Genomic DNA, 16,920 nt, shown 5'->3' on the forward strand with positions numbered 1-16,920 from the left:
TGGGGCTTACCGGCCTCAGTCGAGCGCACAACGCGTCGCCTGCCAGGCGAGCAGACGCCAGTGGCCGTCCTCCTGGGTCTGGATGGCCGTATAGGCGATCGGAAAAAGCAGCGCGCCGTTGTTGGCTTCCATCTCGATCAGCGCGCGGCCGGAGACGACGCACGTCTCGCGCCCCACCGGCAGCACGTCCTGCGACTGGATCTCGATCTGGCGGTAGCGGCGGCGGCCCGCCGTGATCGCGTCGATGAACTGCTGCTTGGTTTCGCGTTTGCCGTTCGTATGCACGTAGATCACGTTGTCCGACAGCAACTCGTCCAGCGACGTGCCGTCGGCATCCACCATCGCACGAAACCGTTCGCGTTCAAGCCCGCGAATCGCATCGATCACTTTCGCCGCCATTGCTCGAACTCCCTGCGCGAAAATCCGGGCCAGCGCCTCGGACTCGCGCCGATGATGTACCGCACGCGTCTGGCTGAAATTTATACCAGGAATTGCGGCATGGATACTCGCGATGAAACAGTCGTGAGCGCCAACGCGAATCGTTCATGCACGGCAAATCTGGCCCCTTGGTTGATGTGAAAGCCGGCCCGTTTGGCGAACGCGCCCGAACGTCGCAGTGCGGGACTTTCCATCAATTCCGAATGTCTACTCAAGACATTCTGCAGTAAGGCACATCGCGACGCCTGACGGCGGTACAAACGGTGCGCCTTTCACAAACCGGCCCTTATTTCGGTTCTCGCCACTGGCGCTGGAACCTGAATCTAGAGGGTTTACTCGCCATCATCGGGCGCAGGTGCCCCTGAGGGCCGTCAGGCCCGTCGAGTAAGGTTCCGCACAAATCTATCGAAACAAAATATCGATAGCAATCGCGGAACCTATGAACCCTGACAGACTCCAAGTATTAGCACTCGGTGGACCGGAGTGCTAACATCCACCGTGGAGTCGAAGTCTGACTTTTGCAAGATACTGAGGAGATCGCTACGTGAGCAACGCAATGGCAATGACCCTTCCTGGTACGCTGAGCCCGACGCCGGCCAAGGCGGCGGGGTCAGGCGTGCTGGCGCTCGCGAATCAATCGTTGCTGCCCGGCCAGCTGGGCAACATCGACGCGTACATTCAGGCAGTCAACCGGATCCCGATGTTGACGCCGCAAGAAGAGCGCCAGTTCGCAACTGAATATCGGGAACAGAACAGTCTCGAGGGCGCGCGGCGCCTCGTGCTGTCGCACCTGCGTCTCGTGGTCTCGATTGCGCGCAACTATCTCGGTTACGGCCTGCCGCACGCCGACCTGATCCAGGAAGGCAACATCGGCCTGATGAAGGCCGTGAAGCGCTTCGACCCCGAGCAGAACGTCCGGCTCGTGTCTTACGCCATGCACTGGATCAAGGCTGAGATCCACGAATACATCCTGCGCAACTGGCGCATGGTGAAGGTCGCCACGACCAAGGCGCAGCGCAAGCTGTTCTTCAACCTTCGCAGCCACAAGCAGGGCCTGCAGTCGTTCACGCCCGAGGAAATCGAAGGCCTCGCGCAGGAACTGAACGTGAAGCGCGAAGAAGTGGTCGAGATGGAAACGCGTCTGTCCGGCGCGGACATCGCGCTGGAAAGCCAGTCCGACGATGGCGAAGAATCGTTCGCGCCCATCGCCTGGCTCGCCGACTCGCACAGCGAGCCGACCGCCGTTCTGGCCGCGCGTCAGAACGATCGTCTGCAGTCGGACGGGATTGCGAGCGCGCTGGAAGCACTCGACGCGCGCAGCCGCCGCATCATCGAAGCGCGTTGGCTGAACGTCGACGACGACGGCTCGGGCGGCTCGACGCTGCACGAACTGGCCGACGAGTTCGGCGTCTCGGCGGAGCGAATTCGCCAGATTGAAGCGAGTGCAATGAAGAAGATGCGCACCACGCTCGCTGACTATAGCTAAGCGCTTTCAAAGGCCCGCGTGGGCCGTAAAGCGGTATGCGATGGCCCCGCCTCTTTTCAGAGGCGGGGCTTTTTATTGGCTCTTCGCGGATTTCCGGGGGAGACAGCTTGCGGACAAGCTGTGGTCGAGCACGATTAGCCGTTCGATCCCACGACGTCGTTGACACTGAAGAGTCACTAGACGGCCCGAAAGCACCCGCTCAGTTTTAACGACCACCGGTCTCGATCAACCGAGTACGGGACGGAAAAAGCTACGCTCGTAACTAATGACGCATCGTGTCTCATCGGCGTACTTGAAGGCTGCCACGCATTCTGGATCGACCTTGGAGCGATTCCGATATTCCTCATAGGCCGCCAGATTAGGAAACGAAAACAAAGCCAGTGCAATGTTGTTCGCCCCCTCGGCCGGCAAGAAGTAGCCGTGATGCTGGCCGCCGAATTTCTGGACAAGCGGGATCCACATCTTTCCGTAGGTTTCGAATTCATCCAGCTTCGTGGCATCAACGACGTAGCGTACGTAGCAAGTAATCATCGCAAAGACTCAAGTGACCAAAGGGCGAAGCTACGCACTCGCGCGCAGCTCGTCAATATGGGCCAGCAAACCCGTTTGACCGCTGCAGTTCAATTAGCGCCTTTCCTGATGTTGTGTGATGAGCGTCTGTGAAGGAGCGAACAGCGCGCTTCCCCGGACATCTGCAGGAACATCTTTCTTTCCGTGTCTGCAATGGCCACTTGGATCTCGTTGATCCTGCTCGTGCCCCCCAAAAATCGGCACCGAGACGCCGAGTTTTTTACCAGGCATACCTGACTGGCAAGATACCCGCCTGCACGACGGGCTTCTTTTCGCGCTACCGTTTATTCGAGCGGCCAGTTGCCACGACTCGCGGCGCGCACGGCCTGAGCCGATTCGAGTGCGAGCGCCTCCTGCGCGCGCTCGTGGCAAAACTTCCAGTCGAGGGTACGCAAGCGCGCCTTGACGGCCGGCACTGCGCCCGGATCGACGGACAACTCTGTCACGCCGAGCCCAACGAGCAGCGGCACTGCCACCAGATCGCCCGCGAGCGCGCCGCAAACGCCGACCCACTTGCCATGCTTTTCGGCACCTTGCACCGTCGCCGCGATGAGGCGCAACACGGCCGGATGCAGCCCGTCCGCTTGCGTGGCGAGGTCGGGCCGGCCTCGGTCCATCGCGAGGGTGTACTGCGTCAGGTCGTTTGTGCCGAGCGAGAGGAAATCCGCGTGCTCGGCGATCTGATCGGCAAGCAACGCCGCCGACGGCACCTCGATCATCACGCCCACTTCAACGGGCGCGGAGCGACCCAGCTCGCGCGAGATGGTATCGATGCGCTCGCGCACTCGCACGACTTCGCCGGAATCGGTGACCATCGGCAGCATGATGCGCACGGCCCCCTCCGGACGCACAGCGACGAGGCCACGCAACTGATCGTCGAGCAGATCCGGGCGCACTTGCGCGAGGCGGATGCCGCGCAGGCCGAGCGCCGGATTCGGCTCGGGCGGCAGCGTCAGGTAATCGACTTCCTTGTCGGCACCGACGTCGAGCGTGCGGATGATCGCCGTGCGGCCCGCCAACGCTTTGACGATCGCCTGGTAGCTCTCGCGATGCTCTTCGACCGTCGGCGCCGTTTTGCGGTGGATAAACATCAATTCGGTGCGCAAAAGGCCCACGGCGTCCGCGCCGTTTTCGACGGCCGCGTGGGCGTCCTCGAGCGTCGCGATGTTCGCCGCCACTTCGATCGAGCGGCCATCGCGCGTCGTGACCCGCTGTTGTGACGCATGGCGGTCGGCTTCGCGCACTCGCGCAAGACGCTGACGCTCGGCACGCGCACGCTCGATGTCGGCCGGGGTCGGCGCCCACGAAAGGCGGCCCTCGTCCGCGTCCACGATCACCTGCGTGCCCTCGGGAATCGCGCGCAGCCCGTCTCCAATCGCGACGAGCGCCGCAATGCCCGCCTGGCGCGCGATGATCGCTGCGTGTGAGGTCGCACCGCTGTGCGCCATCACGAGCGCCGTGACGCGCTTGCGCTCCAGTGCCGCGAGATCGGACGGCGTGAATTCATCGGCGGCGAGCACGGTTTCTTCGGGCAGCGCGCGCGCCGCCGTGTTCGCGTAGCCGAGCGCGCGCAGCACGCGCTTTTCGATATCGCGCAGGTCGGCGGCACGATCCGCGAGCAGCGGATCGTCGACCTTGCCAAGCACTGCGATCTGCGCGCGGATCGCTTCGTGCAAAGCGTAGCCCGCGCTCTTGCCGAGGCCGATGAGGTGGCGTACGTCGTCGATGAGCGTCGGGTCTTCGAGTAGCACGCGATGCATCGTGAAGATGCCCGCTTCGCCGATTGCACCGCGTTGCGATGCGGCGCGCACGTCGCCGTTCAGTTCGGCGTCGACGGCGGCGATGGCCTTGTCGAGCGCGCCGCTCTCCGACGCTGGGCTGCCGCTCGCGAGTTCGGGCGGCGTGACGGCCGCATCATGCCAGCGCACGAATGTGCCGACCGCGATACCGGGCGACGCGCACACGCCCGAGAGCGTGTGCGAAGGCGCATTCGCGGCCGCTGTCTGAGGTGCGGCAGCGACCGCCGCGCGCGGCACAGGCGAGAGTCGCCTGGCAGGCACTTCGCCGCCCTCGCCCGGCGCTTCGCGCGTCAATTCGTTGGCGGCTGCGTCGACGGCCTTCTGCGCGTCGTGGCCGATGCCGACCAGTTCGACCGTCGCCCCCTCGCCCGCACCGAGAGCGAGCAGGCCGACCACGCTCTCGATAGCGGCCTTACGCTCGCCGAAGCGCACTTCCACGCGCGCGTCGAAACCGCGCGCAGCCTCGCGCGCCCGCGCGGCGGGCCTCGCGTGCAGGCCGCCTGCGTGCGTGAGCGTGACGTTCTTGCGCGCTTCGGTCTCGACGGGGGACGTGTCGCCTGCGGGCGGCTCGGCACCTTCGCGCAGGCGCAGTACGAGCAGCGGCGAGACGCCCGCCTCAACGTTATCCGCTTGCGTGCGCGCAACCACTTCGAACGCATCGGAATTTGCGATTGCCACCACCGAGACAAGACTAGGCGCTTCGTTCGCAATGACGTCGAGATCGAACGCGATCAGCAGATCACCGCGACGCACCTGCGCGCCCTGCGCGACCTTGGGGTGGAAGCCCTTGCCGTGCAGCTCGAGCGTATCGATGCCGATATGCACAAGCACCTGCGCGCCTTCGGCCGTCTGCAGCGTAACGGCGTGGCCGGTGCGAGCGAGGTGCATGACGATGCCGTCACACGGCGCAACCAGCCGCCCGACAACCGGATCGACGGCGACTCCGTCACCGAACAAGCCTTCGGAGAACACCGGATCGGGCACCTCGGCGAGCGGCACGACTCGGCCGGTGAGCGGCGAGACGAGCGCGATGTCACCCGCTGCCGATTGAACCGATTGAACCTGATGAACCGGATTCATCAGACGGAACTCCCAATGCGTTCCAACAACCTCCCAATCTAGCGGGTTTCGGTGATCTTGTTCAGGTAGCGCGGCACATCGGGGTTGCGGCCGCGCGCAGCGGCAAGGCCCGCCGCCATCACGTAGAAGGTCAGGATCGCGGCGACGGGATCGAGTGCAGGATCTGCGGTGCTCACGAGCGGCAGCGTCGCATTGGGCACGTCGGCGGGCGCGGCGAGCAGCACGCGGGCACCGCGCTTCGTCATGTCGTCTGCGAACTCGATCAGACCTGCCTGTTCCGGCCCACGCGGCGCGAACACGAGCAGGGGGTAGTCGCGGTCGATCAATTCCATCGGCCCGTGGCGCACCTCGGCGCTCGAAAACGCCTCGGCCTGGATTCCCGAGGTTTCCTTGAGCTTGAGCGCCGCTTCCTGCGCGATGGCGAGCCCGGCGCCGCGACCGATCACGATCATCTGCGACACGTCGCGCAGTTCGTCCACGGCCCACGACCAGTCGAGCGTGCCCGCGCGGTCGAGCGCGTCGGGCAGCGCGCGCAGCGCGTCGACGAACGCAGCGTCGCGCTGCCAGAACGCAACCAGTTGCGCCGAGAGCGCGAGCATCGCGATATAGCTCTTCGTCGCCGCGACGCTCAGTTCCGGTCCGGCGAGCAGCGGCAGCTCGATACCGGCGGCGTCCGCCAGCGGCGAGCCCGGCACGTTGACCGCGGCGGCCGTAAGCGCGCCGGCTTCGCGCAGCACGCGCATCGTCGCGACTAGATCAGGACTCCTGCCAGATTGGGAGAAAGCAAGGGCAAACTGGCCGCGAACGCGTAAGGGTGCCTGCTGGAGCGTGGCGATTGACATCGGGATCGATGCGACCGGCACGCCGGTGCGGCTCATCGTGAGCGCTGCGAAATAGCTCGCCGCGTGATCCGAACTGCCGCGCGCGACGGTGAGCGCCACCTGGCGCGGCTCGGCGTCGAGCGCTCGCGCGAGCGCCTCGACGCGCGACGTGTCCGCGAGTTGTGCGGCGACTACGCTGGACGCGGCCAGCGCTTCTCTAAGCATATTCGACAATCGATTCTCCTTCGACATAGGTCGCGGTGAGAGCGAATTCACGATCGAACACGACAATGTCGGCCCACGCGCCGCGCGCGAGACGGCCGCGGTCCTCGATGCCGAGATAGTCGGCGGCGTAGCGCGAGAGTCGCGCCGAAACGTCGGCGACAGGAAAGCCGAGTGAAACGAGATTGCGCAGCGCCTGATCCATGGTCAGCGTGCTGCCGGCGAGGGTACCGTCGGACAGACGCACGCCGCCAAGGCACTTGGTGACGTGCTGGCTGCCGAGGCGGTATTCGCCGTCGGGCATGCCGGTCGCCGAGGTGCTGTCGGTGACCACGTAGAGACGCGGAATCGCGCGCATCGCCGCACGAATCGCGCCGGGGTGGACGTGCAGCAGATCGGGGATGATCTCCGCATATTCGGCATGCGCGAGCGCCGCGCCGACGAGACCCGGATTGCGGTGATGAAGCGGCGACATCGCATTGAAGAGGTGCGTGAAGCCGCGCGCACCGTGCTTGAGCGCGGCGACACCTTCGTCGTAGGTCGCGAGCGAGTGGCCGAGTTGCACGCGCACGCCGCGTGCAGCGATCTCGGAGATGATATCGATGTGACCCGCGATCTCCGGCGCGACGGTCACGACGCGGATCGGCGCGATGGACAGGTATTTGAGCACCTCGTCGAGCACCGCCGACACCGCGGCATCCGGCTGCGCCCCGAGTTTGCCCGGGTTGATGTACGGCCCTTCCAGATGCACGCCGAGCACCCGCGCGCCGCCAGGCGTGCGCAAACGCGTCACGTCGCCGAGCGCGGCCACGACGCTCATCAGCTCGTCGCGCGGTGCCGTCATCGTGGTGGCGAGAAGGCTCGTCGTGCCGTAGCGCGCGTGGGTGCGCGCAATCGTTTCGATGGCGTCGCCCGACTCCATCACATCGGCGCCGCCGCCGCCGTGAACGTGCAGGTCGATGAAGCCCGGCAGGATGTACGGCGCGTCGTTGTTTGCGGGATCAGCCGCGTTGCCCACGATCGACGTGATGCGCCCGTTCTCAAACGACAGATCACCGTGGATCCAGCCTTCAGGGGTGAGTATGTTTCCGCTCAGCATGAATGTATTCCGATGGTTTTCGACGAAGCGTAAGGCGTCATCTCGAGGCCTGCGCAAATGATTCGGTCAGTGGCGTGGCGTTCCCGTGGCGAGCGCTCATTGGCGCAGTTCCGCGACGAAGTCGTAGTAGCCGTCACGGCAATAGGTGTCGGTCAGCTCGATCGCTCGCTGATCGGCGCTAAAACCCACGCGCGTAATGACGAGCAACGCCGCGCGCGGCTCGACGCCCATCAGCGCGGCGATTTCGCCTGTCGCGTTGACCGCGCGAAAGTGCTGCAGCGCGCGCACCACGGGCATGCCGCGTTGTTCGAGAAACGTGTAGAGCGATGTGTCGATGGCCTGCGGGTCGGGCACGATCGAAACCGGCAGCGCCGAATATTCGACGGCCATCACCGTGCCGTCCGCGCGGCGCAGCCTTCGCAGGCTCGTCACGGACGCACCCGGCGACAGGCCCAGTTGCACGATTTCCTCGCGATGCGCCGGGCGCACCTCGCGCGCGAGCCACACCGAATCCGGTGTGAAGCCGCGCTGCTGCATCTTTTTCGTGAAACCGGTGAGACGGGAAAGCGGATCTTCGACGCGCGGCGTGATGAAGCTGCCCGCCCCGCGCGCACGCCGGATCAGGCCCTGCTCCACGAGCAGTTCGATCGCCTTGCGAGCGGTGATGCGCGAAACGCCGATGGCATCCGACAACGTGCGCTCCGAAGGAAGCGCCTCGCCGGCCGACCACACGCCGCAATGAATGGCCGTCGCAAGGTTGCGCGCGAGCTGCAGATAGAGCGGCGTCACGTTGCGCGCATCGGGCGTCAGGGCAGACCAACGGGTTTCCATAGGACTCCGGCCAGAGGTGGCAAGATCGTGGGGGCGGCCGGGCGCTGTGTGCGCCGGGCTTCAGCTTAAATTGGAGCCCATTATATAACCACAATAAGACCAGTCCACTCTAGAGTGACGCGCGCTCCAACCGACAAAAATCCCCTTTAAATCAACTGCATACGTGACGAATAGCGCCTTTTATATGGCACGTTCATACACCAGGATTTTCCCTTAACGCGCGCCGGTGGTCTGCATGATGGGACCAGTCTGAAGGGATGCCGCCCCTCAATTGATGACCAGATTGATACCGCCATAGAACCACTGCGATCACAGCAAGCTAAACACCGAAGCCGCCTTGTCACGCGCGCCGGCCTCACACTCTCGCAGACGTGAAGAGCGTCGAACCGGACGGTGATCCGCCTCGCGAGCGTCACGTCTACGCGCAGACGGAAACCGCGCTGAGATTAAAAATGCCTACTGTCAAGCATTGAGTGTAAACATGCCGTGGCGCGAAAGATCTTGTGGGACAACAAATTAAACCAGCGGCTTTCTGCCCCTTCGCTGCAGCAATGCCGTTTTGAGCGACGAATTAGATTGATCCCTCTGCTATTTCTGAAAATAAAACGAACACTAATTTTTGTCAGGCATACGTTTATAAAGCCCGAGATAGGATGAGCTTGTGCCAATTGGAATAACCAAAGCAAGCATTCCGGCACCGCGGCCAATCTCTTTAACCGCAAGGTCATTTTCTTGCGTGCAAGATAGTTCTATATGGGACCAAACACATCCAACGCCCGCTTCACCTGGCTTACATGACGACCACTTATTAATAATGAGCCGGCCTCCCTCTGATTGGTAGCCTTTACCTCCGATTGGTTTACTACCAATAATCTCCTTATCAGCCACATCGTAAAATCGGACCAATAAGTAATTGCCGTTTTTCTGGATTTTTACCTGCTCGATCGATTTGTCATAAACTCCGAACAGGCGACTCAGTCCACCTATGGGCGCATGCTCTTCCCCTTTCGATACATAGTATGGGGTGTTTTGAAACACTGCGCCTTTGTCAAAACCACATTCGCTTTTATTACTTATCGAGGAAATCTTTTGATCATGGGCTGTCATGCAACCGCTTACCAAAACAAGCGGAACTAAAAATTTATACATCTTTCCTGGCTGCATCGAGGTTCCTGACGATTGAGGTAACTGGACACCACGCGAGGCGGGCAGCACGAGCGGCACCAGTTGCCGGCGGTCGGCGTTGTGGAAATCCACCCACCACGGGCGAGTTACCCTCTCTATGTAACGGAAACAATAATTCAGTAAGCAGATCGAATTTCCACGAAATTTCTGGATTTTTCTCGGCGATGTTGCGGTCATCGGTGCGTACGGCAGTTCCCCCTTTCACCTCGACCACCGTGCCGGTCGGGTATTGCTCTAGTTCCGAGCGTGGCGAAAGCGCGATGTAGTACACCTTCCCATCTGTGCCATCGACGGCTGAGCTTGTTGCGAAGCCGGGAGTCGTCCTCCATGAACGTCGTGCGCAACTCGCTGACGGTGGGGGCCTTGCGGGCAGCGGCTTTGTCGGCAGCGGGGTCGCCATCCCGACACACCTAGGCGAGCGAGCGTGGCCTGCTCGACGGTCAACTCCCCGTACTGCCCCAGCGCGGCTTTGCGGCGTTCGCCCGCGTTCATGCGGTACGGGAGCATGAATACCTTACGCCCAGCCGGGGTAACTTTGCGCAAAAACCCCGGCACCAACCTATCGCGCAAGCCCACGGCTTGCGCTACATCAACAACACTCTTGGTCAGCTTGATTTTGACCACGACGACTCCCCGAAAAGACCCGATTTCCGAGACTCAGACAGGGGCCAGTCGAAAGAGAAGCGCGTCAGGGTTGAGAAAGCGCCGTCATATGCTGAACTTGCCTAAGTTATTGATAATCCTTCTATATCGATCTCTGGCGAAGTCCAGCGAATGACGATGCGGACGTAATCGTGAAATAAAAAAACCGCCGCGACACAAATCGCGGCGGTTTATCGACAAAGCTAAATGCAGCGCCAAGCTGCAGATCGAGTACCGATCAGAACGACGGCACCATCGCGCCCTTGAATTCGTCCTTGATGTACTGGCGCACCTCTTCCGACTGGTAAGCCGCGACCAGCTTCTTCACCCAGGGCTTGTCCTTGTCCTGGATGCGCACGGCGATCACGTTCGCGTACGGGCTGCGGATGTCTTCCAGCGCGATAGCGTCCTTGGTCGGCTGCAGGCCAGCGGCAAGCGCGTAGTTCGTGTTCACGATGGCCGCATCGACGTCGCCCAGCACGCGCGGCAGCTGTGCGGCGTCCAGTTCGACCAGCTTGATCTTCTTCGGATTCTCCGCGACATCGAGCGGCGTCGCGTTGTTGCCGTTCGTGCCGGCGCCCGCGCGCAACTTGATGACACCCTTGCTCTGCAGGAGCAGCAGCGCGCGGTTCTCGTTCGACGGATCGTTCGGCACCGCGACCTTCGCGCCTTGCGGCAGGTCGTTCAGCGACTTCAGCTTCTTCGAGTACGCGCCCATCGGCGAGATGTAGGTCAGGCCCGCGGTCACGAGCTTGTACCCGCGCTGCTTGACCTGGCTGTCGAGGTAGGGCTGATGCTGGAAGCTGTTCGCGTCGAGGTCGCCGGCGTCGAGCGCGGCGTTCGGCTGGACGTAGTCGTTGAATTCGATGACCTTGACGTTCAGGCCTTCGCGCTTCGCGACCTTCTGGACGACCGACCAGACCTTGGCGTCCGGACCGGAAACGGTGCCGACCTTGATGAGCTGGTCTTCGGCGCGAGCGCCGAAACTGGCTGCGAGCGTGGTGGCGGCGATGCCGGCGAGAAGGGCTTTAATCAGATTTCTGCGTTGCATGGAGGTGATGTTCCTGCTGGATTTTTTTCGATTTCACGGAATCGGGCGGCATCGTGTGCCACCCGCCGGAGGGAATGAATGGTCTCACAGACCCGCTATTAAGCGAAATACGAAAAACGCATACCGGTATGCGTGAGCGTGCTCAGCCGAGCAGCAGCTTCAGGTCGTGGACCCACGGCGTCGCGCCCTGCCCGTCACGGGCGAAGAGCCGCAGCTTGCCGGTCGTGTCGAACACGTAGCTCGCGGCTGTGTGATCCATCGTGTAGTTGTCGGGGGTGTTGCCCGGCACCTTGGCGTAGTAGACGCGGAAGTCCTTCGCGACCTGCTTGAGCTGGGCGTCGTCGGGGCGCAGCGCGGCGAACGACGGGTTGAACGCACTCACGTACTGGCCGAGGATCTGCGGCGTGTCGCGCTGCGGATCGACGGACACGAACAGCACCTGGACGCGCTTGGCGGCGTCCGGCCCCAGTTGCTGGAGCGCTTGCGAAATCTCGGCCAGCGTGGTCGGGCAGACGTCCGGGCAATGTGTATAGCCGAAGAGCATCACCACGACCTTGCCCTTGTAGTCGGCAAGCGAGCGCACCGTACCGTTCGAATCCGGCAACGAGAAGTCCTTGCCGAACTGCGTGTTGCCGGTGATGTCGAGATTCGAGAACGACGGCGGCTGCTGGCCACAGCCTGCAACCAGTGCGGCGCCGCCGAGGGCGCAGGCCGTGGCGAGCGCAACGAACGTGGTGCGCCCGAAGCGCGCGAGCGATTGACGGGTCATGGGCCTTGTAGCTATACCCCGAGCAGGGCGTGGACGTAGTGATCGACGAGCAGTGCCGCAAACAGCAGCGAGAGATAAACGATCGAGTAGCGGAAGGTCTTGCGTGCGAGCATGTCCGAATACTCGCGGTAGATCTTCCACGCGTAGGCGAGAAACACGACACCGAGCAGCACTGCCGCGGTGAGATAGAGGACACCGCTCATGCCCGAAATGAACGGCATGAGCGTGACCACGAACAGGATCACCGTGTAGAGCAGGATGTGCAGGCGCGTGTAGGCTTCGCCGTGCGTGTTGGGCAGCATCGGCAGGCCCGCGTTTTCGTAGTCCTTGCGGCGGTAGAGCGCGAGCGACCAGAAATGCGGCGGCGTCCACACGAAGATGATCAGCACGAGAATCCACGCATCGCCGGGCACGTGACCGGTGACGGCCGCCCAGCCGAGCGCGGGCGGCATGGCGCCCGAAGCGCCGCCGATCACGATGTTCTGCGGCGTGGCGGGCTTGAGCAAAAGCGTATAGATGATCGCGTAGCCGATGAACGTGCCGACGGTGAGCCACATCGTCAGCGCATTGGTGAACGTGTACAGCGTCCACATGCCGATGCCGCCGATCACGGCCGAGAACAGCAGGATCTGCTTGCTGGAGATCTCGCCGCGCGCCGACGGGCGCCAGGAGGTACGGCGCATCTTTGCATCGACTTTCTGTTCGACGAGGCAGTTGATGGCGAACGCGGCGCCGGACGTGAGCCAGATGCCGATGGTGCCGCCGATCAGCACCCGCAAGGGCACCATACCCGGCACGGCGAGGAACATGCCGATCACGGCACAGAACACGGCCAGCTGGGTGACGCGCGGCTTCGTGAGCGCGACGTATTGGGAAATCCGGCTGCCCGGCGAGTGGGGGAGAGTTGTGCTTTCCATAGGGGGCGGATCAAGCCGGCGCGGTGTCGCGCGCAGGGATAACGGCGCGGCCGGGGCGACTACAGGCAATTCTAAAGTTTAGCATGACGACGAAAAGCAGCAGGATGGCCGCTCCACCGTTATGCGCGACGGCATTGGCCAGCGGCCACTGCAACACGATGTTCGAGAGTCCGGTGAGAAACTGGATCAAAATGACGATCAGAACCCCATTTGCGGGACGTCGCAACGACTCGAAGCGCCGCAATTTGAGGGCGAACCATGCCAGATACGCGACGACCACGAGCGCAAACGTGCGGTGCGTCCAGTGGATCGCGACGAGCGCATCCTGGGTGATGACATCACCGTTGGCATCCATGCCGAGCGCGCGCCACAGATGGAAGCCGTGATGGAAGTCCATCGGCGGAATCCACGCGCCGTTGCAGGTCGGGAAGTCGGTGCAGGCGAGCACGGCGTAGTTCGTACTCACCCAGCCGCCCAGCGCGATCTGGAACACCAGCAGCGCGAGCGCCGCGAGCGCGGCCACGCGCCAGCGCCCCGCCTCCGGTTCGTAAGCAGGCAGCGGCGTGATACGCGCCGCGAGCCAGCCGAGCGTGCCAAGCAACGTAAGCCCGAGCATCAGGTGCGTCGTGACAATGATCGGCTGCAGTTTCATCGTGACGGTCCACGCGCCGAAGATCCCCTGCACGACGATCAGCCCGAGCAGCGCGGTCGGCCACCACGGCGAGACGTGCAACGGCAGGCGCTTGATGCGCGCGCGCCAGGCGATCGCGGTCTGCGCGATGATCAGCACGCCGATCGCCATCGCAAAGTAGCGGTGGATCATCTCGATCCACGCCTTCGTCAGGCTGACGGGACCCGTAGGCATCAATGCATTGGCGGCGGCGATCTGCGCGTGCGCGATAAACGGCGACGACGTGCCGTAGCAGCCCGGCCAGTCCGGACAGCCAAGGCCCGAGTCGGTGAGCCGGGTGAATCCGCCAAACATCACGAGATCGAGCGTCATGAACGTCGTTATCCAGACGAGCTTGCGGAACTTGTTGTCGTCGGCTTTCACCCACACCCAGGAGAGCGGCAGCAGCGCGATGCACAGTCCGATCAGGCCCAGTTCCAGTACAAACATCCCTTAACCTTCCTACTTGTGAATTCTTGCGTCGCGCATCAACCAATGCGCGACCACTTGAGCAGCTTCGTCACATCGCGGTTGATCTTCGACGGGTCCGCGTGCGCAGGGAAACGCATCATCAGGTTGCCGTTTGGATCGACGAGATAGATGTGATCGGTGTCTTTCGTTGCGTCCGTCGCGGGGAACCATTGCGCCAGCGCTGCCGGATCGGCACGCAGCATGCGCGTGTCCGGGTAGACGGTCTTCAAGACGTCCGAAACGCTCGCGCCATCGGTACGCAACCAGACCGTCACGATCCGCTCACGCTCCACACCCTGCGCCGCGCGTACCTGTCGCATGAAGTAGAGCTTCGTCGCGCACGCGTCGCCGCACGCGCCGCCATCCACCGAAATCATCAACCAGCGCCCCTTCAGCGACGCGAGCGGCACTGTATGGCCGTCATCGCCGGTCACCATCAGTGACTCGGGGATCGGGCGCTGCGGCGCGACGAGTTCACCGTAGCTCGTCGTGCCGCCCTTCGGCTTGATCACGTAATACGTGAAGTACGACAGCACGATGGGCGCCGCGCAAATGAGCGCGATCGCGAGCAACGTCCAGCGGCCTCGCTGCCACGAACCCTTCGGGCGGCCGTCGGGCTGCGTCGGCGAAGGCGACGCGCTGCGCCCGGCATCGGTCGAACGGGGTGTTTGCGTGGACACTGCTCGAACCTCTTTCTCTCCGTGACGCGCTATGCAGGCAGCGCGCATGCCCGATGACATCTACGACTTCATGCACCGCTTTTTTGCGATAGCACGCGTCTGCCATTCTGAAGGATCGTCAGGCGTCCTTGGGGGAATGATCAGGACCGCGCTTTTTTGTCGCAGCCTGGCGTGCGGCATAAAGTCCGAATCCGAGCGCCGCAGCCGCCATACCCCACCACTGGAACATGTAGCCGTAGTTGCGGTCGACATCTGTGATTGGCTGGGGCCAGTCGCGCACGAGACCGTCTTTCGACGCCGGTGCGAGGCCGGTCTGCTGGATCACGAACGGCTGTAGCGGCAGTCCAGTTTCAGCCGCATAAGACGCAACCGCGACATTCTGCCGTATCTTTTCGCGCGGTGCAGAGCCGCCCGCACCCAGTTCCAGCACACGCGTGGCGTCTGCACGTGCGATGCCCTCTACCGTGACGATGCCGTCCGGCGTGTTGTAGGGCGCGATCTCGGTGCGCTCGGCGAAATTGCGCGGTATCCAGCCCCGATTCACGAGGACATAGCCTCCGCCCTCAAGTCTGAGCGGCATCACGACGTAAAAACCCGGCTGGTCGTTATACGGCCGATTGTCCAGGTACACGACGAGATCGGGCATGAAGGTGCCGGTCGCGCGCACGCGGTGGAATTCGATGTCCTTGAGCGGCAGCGGCACCGCACCCACGACCTGCGGCGGCGCCGATTCGAAGCGCTCGATCTGCGCTTGCAGCGCTTCCTTCTGATGCGCGCGTTCGCGCTGCCAGAAGCCGAGCCGGATCGTCACGGCCATCACGACGAGAATCAGCAGGGCCGGAACCAGACGGATCTTCATCGGGCACGTCCGGTGCGGTGCAAACCCGCGATCAGTCCCCGCGCACCGGCGCGTGGTGACATAATGAGATAAGCGTTTTCAGGCACGCCAGATACCGTGAACTTCATGCACATCCTGGTTCCCATCGCATTTGCTCTAATCATCGCGAGTTTAATCGCCGCGCTCTATTTCATGATGCACGACCGCGGCCGCACCAAACGCATGGTCTGGTCGCTTGCGACCCGCGTCGGGCTCTCCATCTCGCTCTTTCTCTTCATCCTGTTCGCGCACTGGATGGGGTGGATACAGTCCACCGGCATTCCATACGGCCGTTAGGGCCATTTGGGCCGTTCGTGCCGTTAGGGCCGCCCGGAGCACAGGCGCGCGTCGCGCACGAGAAAAGCGCCTCTCCAGCGAATCCGGCCGAGGCGCTTCAGCTTCAATCAGCCGTCCTCTCTTCTTCTGCTTCGTGCAGCGCTCACAGCCAGTACACGACGACGTAAAGGCCGAGCCACACCACGTCGACGAAGTGCCAGTACCACGCCGCGCCTTCGAACGCAAAGTGATGGTCGGCGGTGAAGTGGCCGCGGATCAGACGCACCATCACCACCGTGAGCATCGTACCGCCGAGGAACACGTGGAACCCGTGGAAGCCGGTCAGCAGGAAGAACGTCGAGCCGTACACGCCCGAGGCGAGCGTGAGGTTCAGTTCGTTGTACGCGTGGATGTACTCGAACGCCTGAAGGCAGAGGAAGGTGAAACCCAGCACGATCGTCGCGGCAAGCCAGGCGATGGCCTTCCTGCGATGGTTCTCGCGCAGCGCGTGGTGCGAAACGGTGAGCGTCGCGCCCGATGAGAGCAGCAACGCTGTGTTGATAGTCGGCACGGGCCACGGTGTCATCGAGCGGAAGTGCGGAACGAGGTCGGCCGGTCCCTGGTTCGGCCACACCGCCGAGAAGTCCGGCCAGATCAGCTTGTAGTCGAGGCTGCCGAGCTGATGCAGCGCGATGGCGCGGGCGTAGAAGAGCGCGCCGAAGAACGCGGCGAAGAACATCACCTCGGAGAAGATGAACCAGCTCATGCTCCAGCGATACGAGGTATCGACGCGTTTGCCGTACATGCCGCCTTCCGATTCGGCGATCGCGTCGCCGAACCAGTGCCAGAGCGTGAAGAGCACCCAGAGCAGGCCCGCCGCCACCCCTATCGGCCCCCACGACTGGCCATTGATCCACGAAGCGAGCGACCCGAGCATGACGAGCAATCCGATGGACGCGCTGATCGGATGCCGCGACGGGTGCGGAACGAAGTAGTACGGGCTGTCGTTTTGGCCGCTCATGCCTGATTCTCCAGT

16 protein-coding genes and 2 pseudogenes are annotated in these 16,920 nt (G+C 62.9%); 2 read left to right on the forward strand and 16 right to left on the reverse strand.

Annotated elements, in window-relative coordinates; all coding sequences use genetic code 11:
- Nucleotides 1-15: 15 nt before the first annotated feature.
- Complete coding sequence (locus tag D1Y85_RS17130) at nucleotides 16-399, reverse strand: nuclear transport factor 2 family protein (protein WP_124152272.1); 384 nt, start codon at nucleotides 397-399, stop codon at nucleotides 16-18.
- A gap of 595 nt (nucleotides 400-994) precedes the next feature.
- Between D1Y85_RS17130 and rpoH the strand changes: the two genes are divergently transcribed.
- Nucleotides 995-1,924 (forward strand): RNA polymerase sigma factor RpoH, encoded by a 930-nt coding sequence (gene rpoH / locus D1Y85_RS17135; RefSeq protein WP_373322176.1) that lies wholly within the window; start codon nucleotides 995-997, stop codon nucleotides 1,922-1,924.
- Nucleotides 1,925-2,149: 225 nt separating this feature from the next.
- Here rpoH and D1Y85_RS17140 read toward each other — a convergent pair whose 3' ends face one another.
- From D1Y85_RS17140 to D1Y85_RS17205, 14 genes and pseudogenes are all read right to left on the reverse strand, one after another.
- A complete protein-coding gene (locus D1Y85_RS17140) occupies nucleotides 2,150-2,455 on the reverse strand; it encodes an NIPSNAP family protein (RefSeq protein ID WP_124152274.1) in 306 nt (101 codons plus the stop codon).
- A gap of 323 nt (nucleotides 2,456-2,778) precedes the next feature.
- Nucleotides 2,779-5,373, reverse strand: a complete 2,595-nt coding sequence (gene ptsP, locus D1Y85_RS17145) for a phosphoenolpyruvate--protein phosphotransferase (RefSeq protein WP_124152275.1) — start codon at nucleotides 5,371-5,373, stop codon at nucleotides 2,779-2,781.
- 38 nt (nucleotides 5,374-5,411) lie between these two features.
- A complete protein-coding gene (locus D1Y85_RS17150; RefSeq protein WP_124152411.1) occupies nucleotides 5,412-6,419 on the reverse strand; it encodes an SIS domain-containing protein in 1,008 nt (335 codons plus the stop codon).
- Complete coding sequence (gene nagA, locus D1Y85_RS17155) at nucleotides 6,412-7,515, reverse strand: N-acetylglucosamine-6-phosphate deacetylase (protein WP_124152276.1); 1,104 nt, start codon at nucleotides 7,513-7,515, stop codon at nucleotides 6,412-6,414. Before nagA ends, D1Y85_RS17150 begins: the two co-directional genes overlap by 8 nt.
- Before the next feature lie 96 nt (nucleotides 7,516-7,611).
- A complete protein-coding gene (locus D1Y85_RS17160) occupies nucleotides 7,612-8,346 on the reverse strand; it encodes a GntR family transcriptional regulator (RefSeq protein ID WP_124152277.1) in 735 nt (244 codons plus the stop codon).
- Nucleotides 8,347-8,958: 612 nt separating this feature from the next.
- Entirely contained in the window at nucleotides 8,959-9,510 is a 552-nt protein-coding gene (locus D1Y85_RS17165) for a hypothetical protein (RefSeq protein WP_124152278.1), read from the reverse strand.
- A 181-nt stretch (nucleotides 9,511-9,691) separates the two neighbouring features.
- A pseudogene (locus D1Y85_RS27675) lies at nucleotides 9,692-9,823 on the reverse strand (DUF3363 domain-containing protein); the annotation flags it as partial.
- Nucleotides 9,824-10,155 (reverse strand): annotated as a pseudogene (locus D1Y85_RS27680) (Arm DNA-binding domain-containing protein); the annotation flags it as partial. It abuts the pseudogene before it with no gap.
- A gap of 256 nt (nucleotides 10,156-10,411) precedes the next feature.
- A complete protein-coding gene (locus D1Y85_RS17180) occupies nucleotides 10,412-11,224 on the reverse strand; it encodes a MetQ/NlpA family ABC transporter substrate-binding protein (protein ID WP_124152280.1) in 813 nt (270 codons plus the stop codon).
- Nucleotides 11,225-11,366: 142 nt separating this feature from the next.
- Entirely contained in the window at nucleotides 11,367-11,993 is a 627-nt protein-coding gene (locus D1Y85_RS17185; protein ID WP_124152281.1) for an SCO family protein, read from the reverse strand.
- An 11-nt stretch (nucleotides 11,994-12,004) separates the two neighbouring features.
- Complete coding sequence (gene cyoE / locus D1Y85_RS17190; RefSeq protein WP_124152282.1) at nucleotides 12,005-12,910, reverse strand: heme o synthase; 906 nt, start codon at nucleotides 12,908-12,910, stop codon at nucleotides 12,005-12,007.
- A gap of 10 nt (nucleotides 12,911-12,920) precedes the next feature.
- Entirely contained in the window at nucleotides 12,921-14,030 is a 1,110-nt protein-coding gene (locus D1Y85_RS17195) for a COX15/CtaA family protein (protein ID WP_124152283.1), read from the reverse strand.
- A gap of 38 nt (nucleotides 14,031-14,068) precedes the next feature.
- Entirely contained in the window at nucleotides 14,069-14,731 is a 663-nt protein-coding gene (locus D1Y85_RS17200) for an SCO family protein (RefSeq protein WP_124152284.1), read from the reverse strand.
- A gap of 118 nt (nucleotides 14,732-14,849) precedes the next feature.
- Nucleotides 14,850-15,590, reverse strand: a complete 741-nt coding sequence (locus tag D1Y85_RS17205) for an SURF1 family protein (RefSeq protein WP_124152285.1) — start codon at nucleotides 15,588-15,590, stop codon at nucleotides 14,850-14,852.
- 105 nt (nucleotides 15,591-15,695) lie between these two features.
- Here D1Y85_RS17205 and D1Y85_RS17210 point away from each other — a divergent pair, with 105 nt between their 5' ends.
- Nucleotides 15,696-15,905 carry a twin transmembrane helix small protein gene (locus D1Y85_RS17210; RefSeq protein WP_124152412.1) on the forward strand — a complete coding sequence of 70 codons (210 nt, stop codon included), beginning with the start codon at nucleotides 15,696-15,698 and terminating at the stop codon, nucleotides 15,903-15,905.
- A 142-nt stretch (nucleotides 15,906-16,047) separates the two neighbouring features.
- On the opposite strand, the gene D1Y85_RS17215 is transcribed toward D1Y85_RS17210, so the two are convergent.
- A complete protein-coding gene (locus D1Y85_RS17215) occupies nucleotides 16,048-16,905 on the reverse strand; it encodes a cytochrome c oxidase subunit 3 (RefSeq protein WP_124152286.1) in 858 nt (285 codons plus the stop codon).
- Nucleotides 16,906-16,920: the final 15 nt, after the last annotated feature.

Origin of the sequence: Paraburkholderia dinghuensis (genome assembly GCF_003837865.1) — a bacterium.
In the GTDB taxonomy this organism is placed as follows: domain Bacteria; phylum Pseudomonadota; class Gammaproteobacteria; order Burkholderiales; family Burkholderiaceae; genus Paraburkholderia; species Paraburkholderia dinghuensis.

What these genes read in the sequence shown, in the direction of transcription:
- D1Y85_RS17180 (WP_124152280.1), bottom strand. Translation starts at nt 11,224, where the DNA reads ATGCAACGCAGAAATCTGATTAAAGCCCTTCTCGCCGGCATCGCCGCC.
- D1Y85_RS17160 (WP_124152277.1), bottom strand. Translation starts at nt 8,346, where the DNA reads ATGGAAACCCGTTGGTCTGCCCTGACGCCCGATGCGCGCAACGTGACG.
- D1Y85_RS17205 (WP_124152285.1), bottom strand. Translation starts at nt 15,590, where the DNA reads ATGAAGATCCGTCTGGTTCCGGCCCTGCTGATTCTCGTCGTGATGGCC.
- rpoH (WP_373322176.1), top strand. Translation starts at nt 995, where the DNA reads ATGGCAATGACCCTTCCTGGTACGCTGAGCCCGACGCCGGCCAAGGCG.
- D1Y85_RS17140 (WP_124152274.1), bottom strand. Translation starts at nt 2,455, where the DNA reads ATGATTACTTGCTACGTACGCTACGTCGTTGATGCCACGAAGCTGGAT.
- nagA (WP_124152276.1), bottom strand. Translation starts at nt 7,515, where the DNA reads ATGCTGAGCGGAAACATACTCACCCCTGAAGGCTGGATCCACGGTGAT.
- D1Y85_RS17130 (WP_124152272.1), bottom strand. Translation starts at nt 399, where the DNA reads ATGGCGGCGAAAGTGATCGATGCGATTCGCGGGCTTGAACGCGAACGG.
- D1Y85_RS17210 (WP_124152412.1), top strand. Translation starts at nt 15,696, where the DNA reads ATGCACATCCTGGTTCCCATCGCATTTGCTCTAATCATCGCGAGTTTA.
- D1Y85_RS17165 (WP_124152278.1), bottom strand. Translation starts at nt 9,510, where the DNA reads ATGCAGCCAGGAAAGATGTATAAATTTTTAGTTCCGCTTGTTTTGGTA.
- D1Y85_RS17150 (WP_124152411.1), bottom strand. Translation starts at nt 6,419, where the DNA reads ATGCTTAGAGAAGCGCTGGCCGCGTCCAGCGTAGTCGCCGCACAACTC.
- D1Y85_RS17185 (WP_124152281.1), bottom strand. Translation starts at nt 11,993, where the DNA reads ATGACCCGTCAATCGCTCGCGCGCTTCGGGCGCACCACGTTCGTTGCG.
- D1Y85_RS17215 (WP_124152286.1), bottom strand. Translation starts at nt 16,905, where the DNA reads ATGAGCGGCCAAAACGACAGCCCGTACTACTTCGTTCCGCACCCGTCG.
- D1Y85_RS17195 (WP_124152283.1), bottom strand. Translation starts at nt 14,030, where the DNA reads ATGTTTGTACTGGAACTGGGCCTGATCGGACTGTGCATCGCGCTGCTG.
- cyoE (WP_124152282.1), bottom strand. Translation starts at nt 12,910, where the DNA reads ATGGAAAGCACAACTCTCCCCCACTCGCCGGGCAGCCGGATTTCCCAA.
- ptsP (WP_124152275.1), bottom strand. Translation starts at nt 5,373, where the DNA reads ATGAATCCGGTTCATCAGGTTCAATCGGTTCAATCGGCAGCGGGTGAC.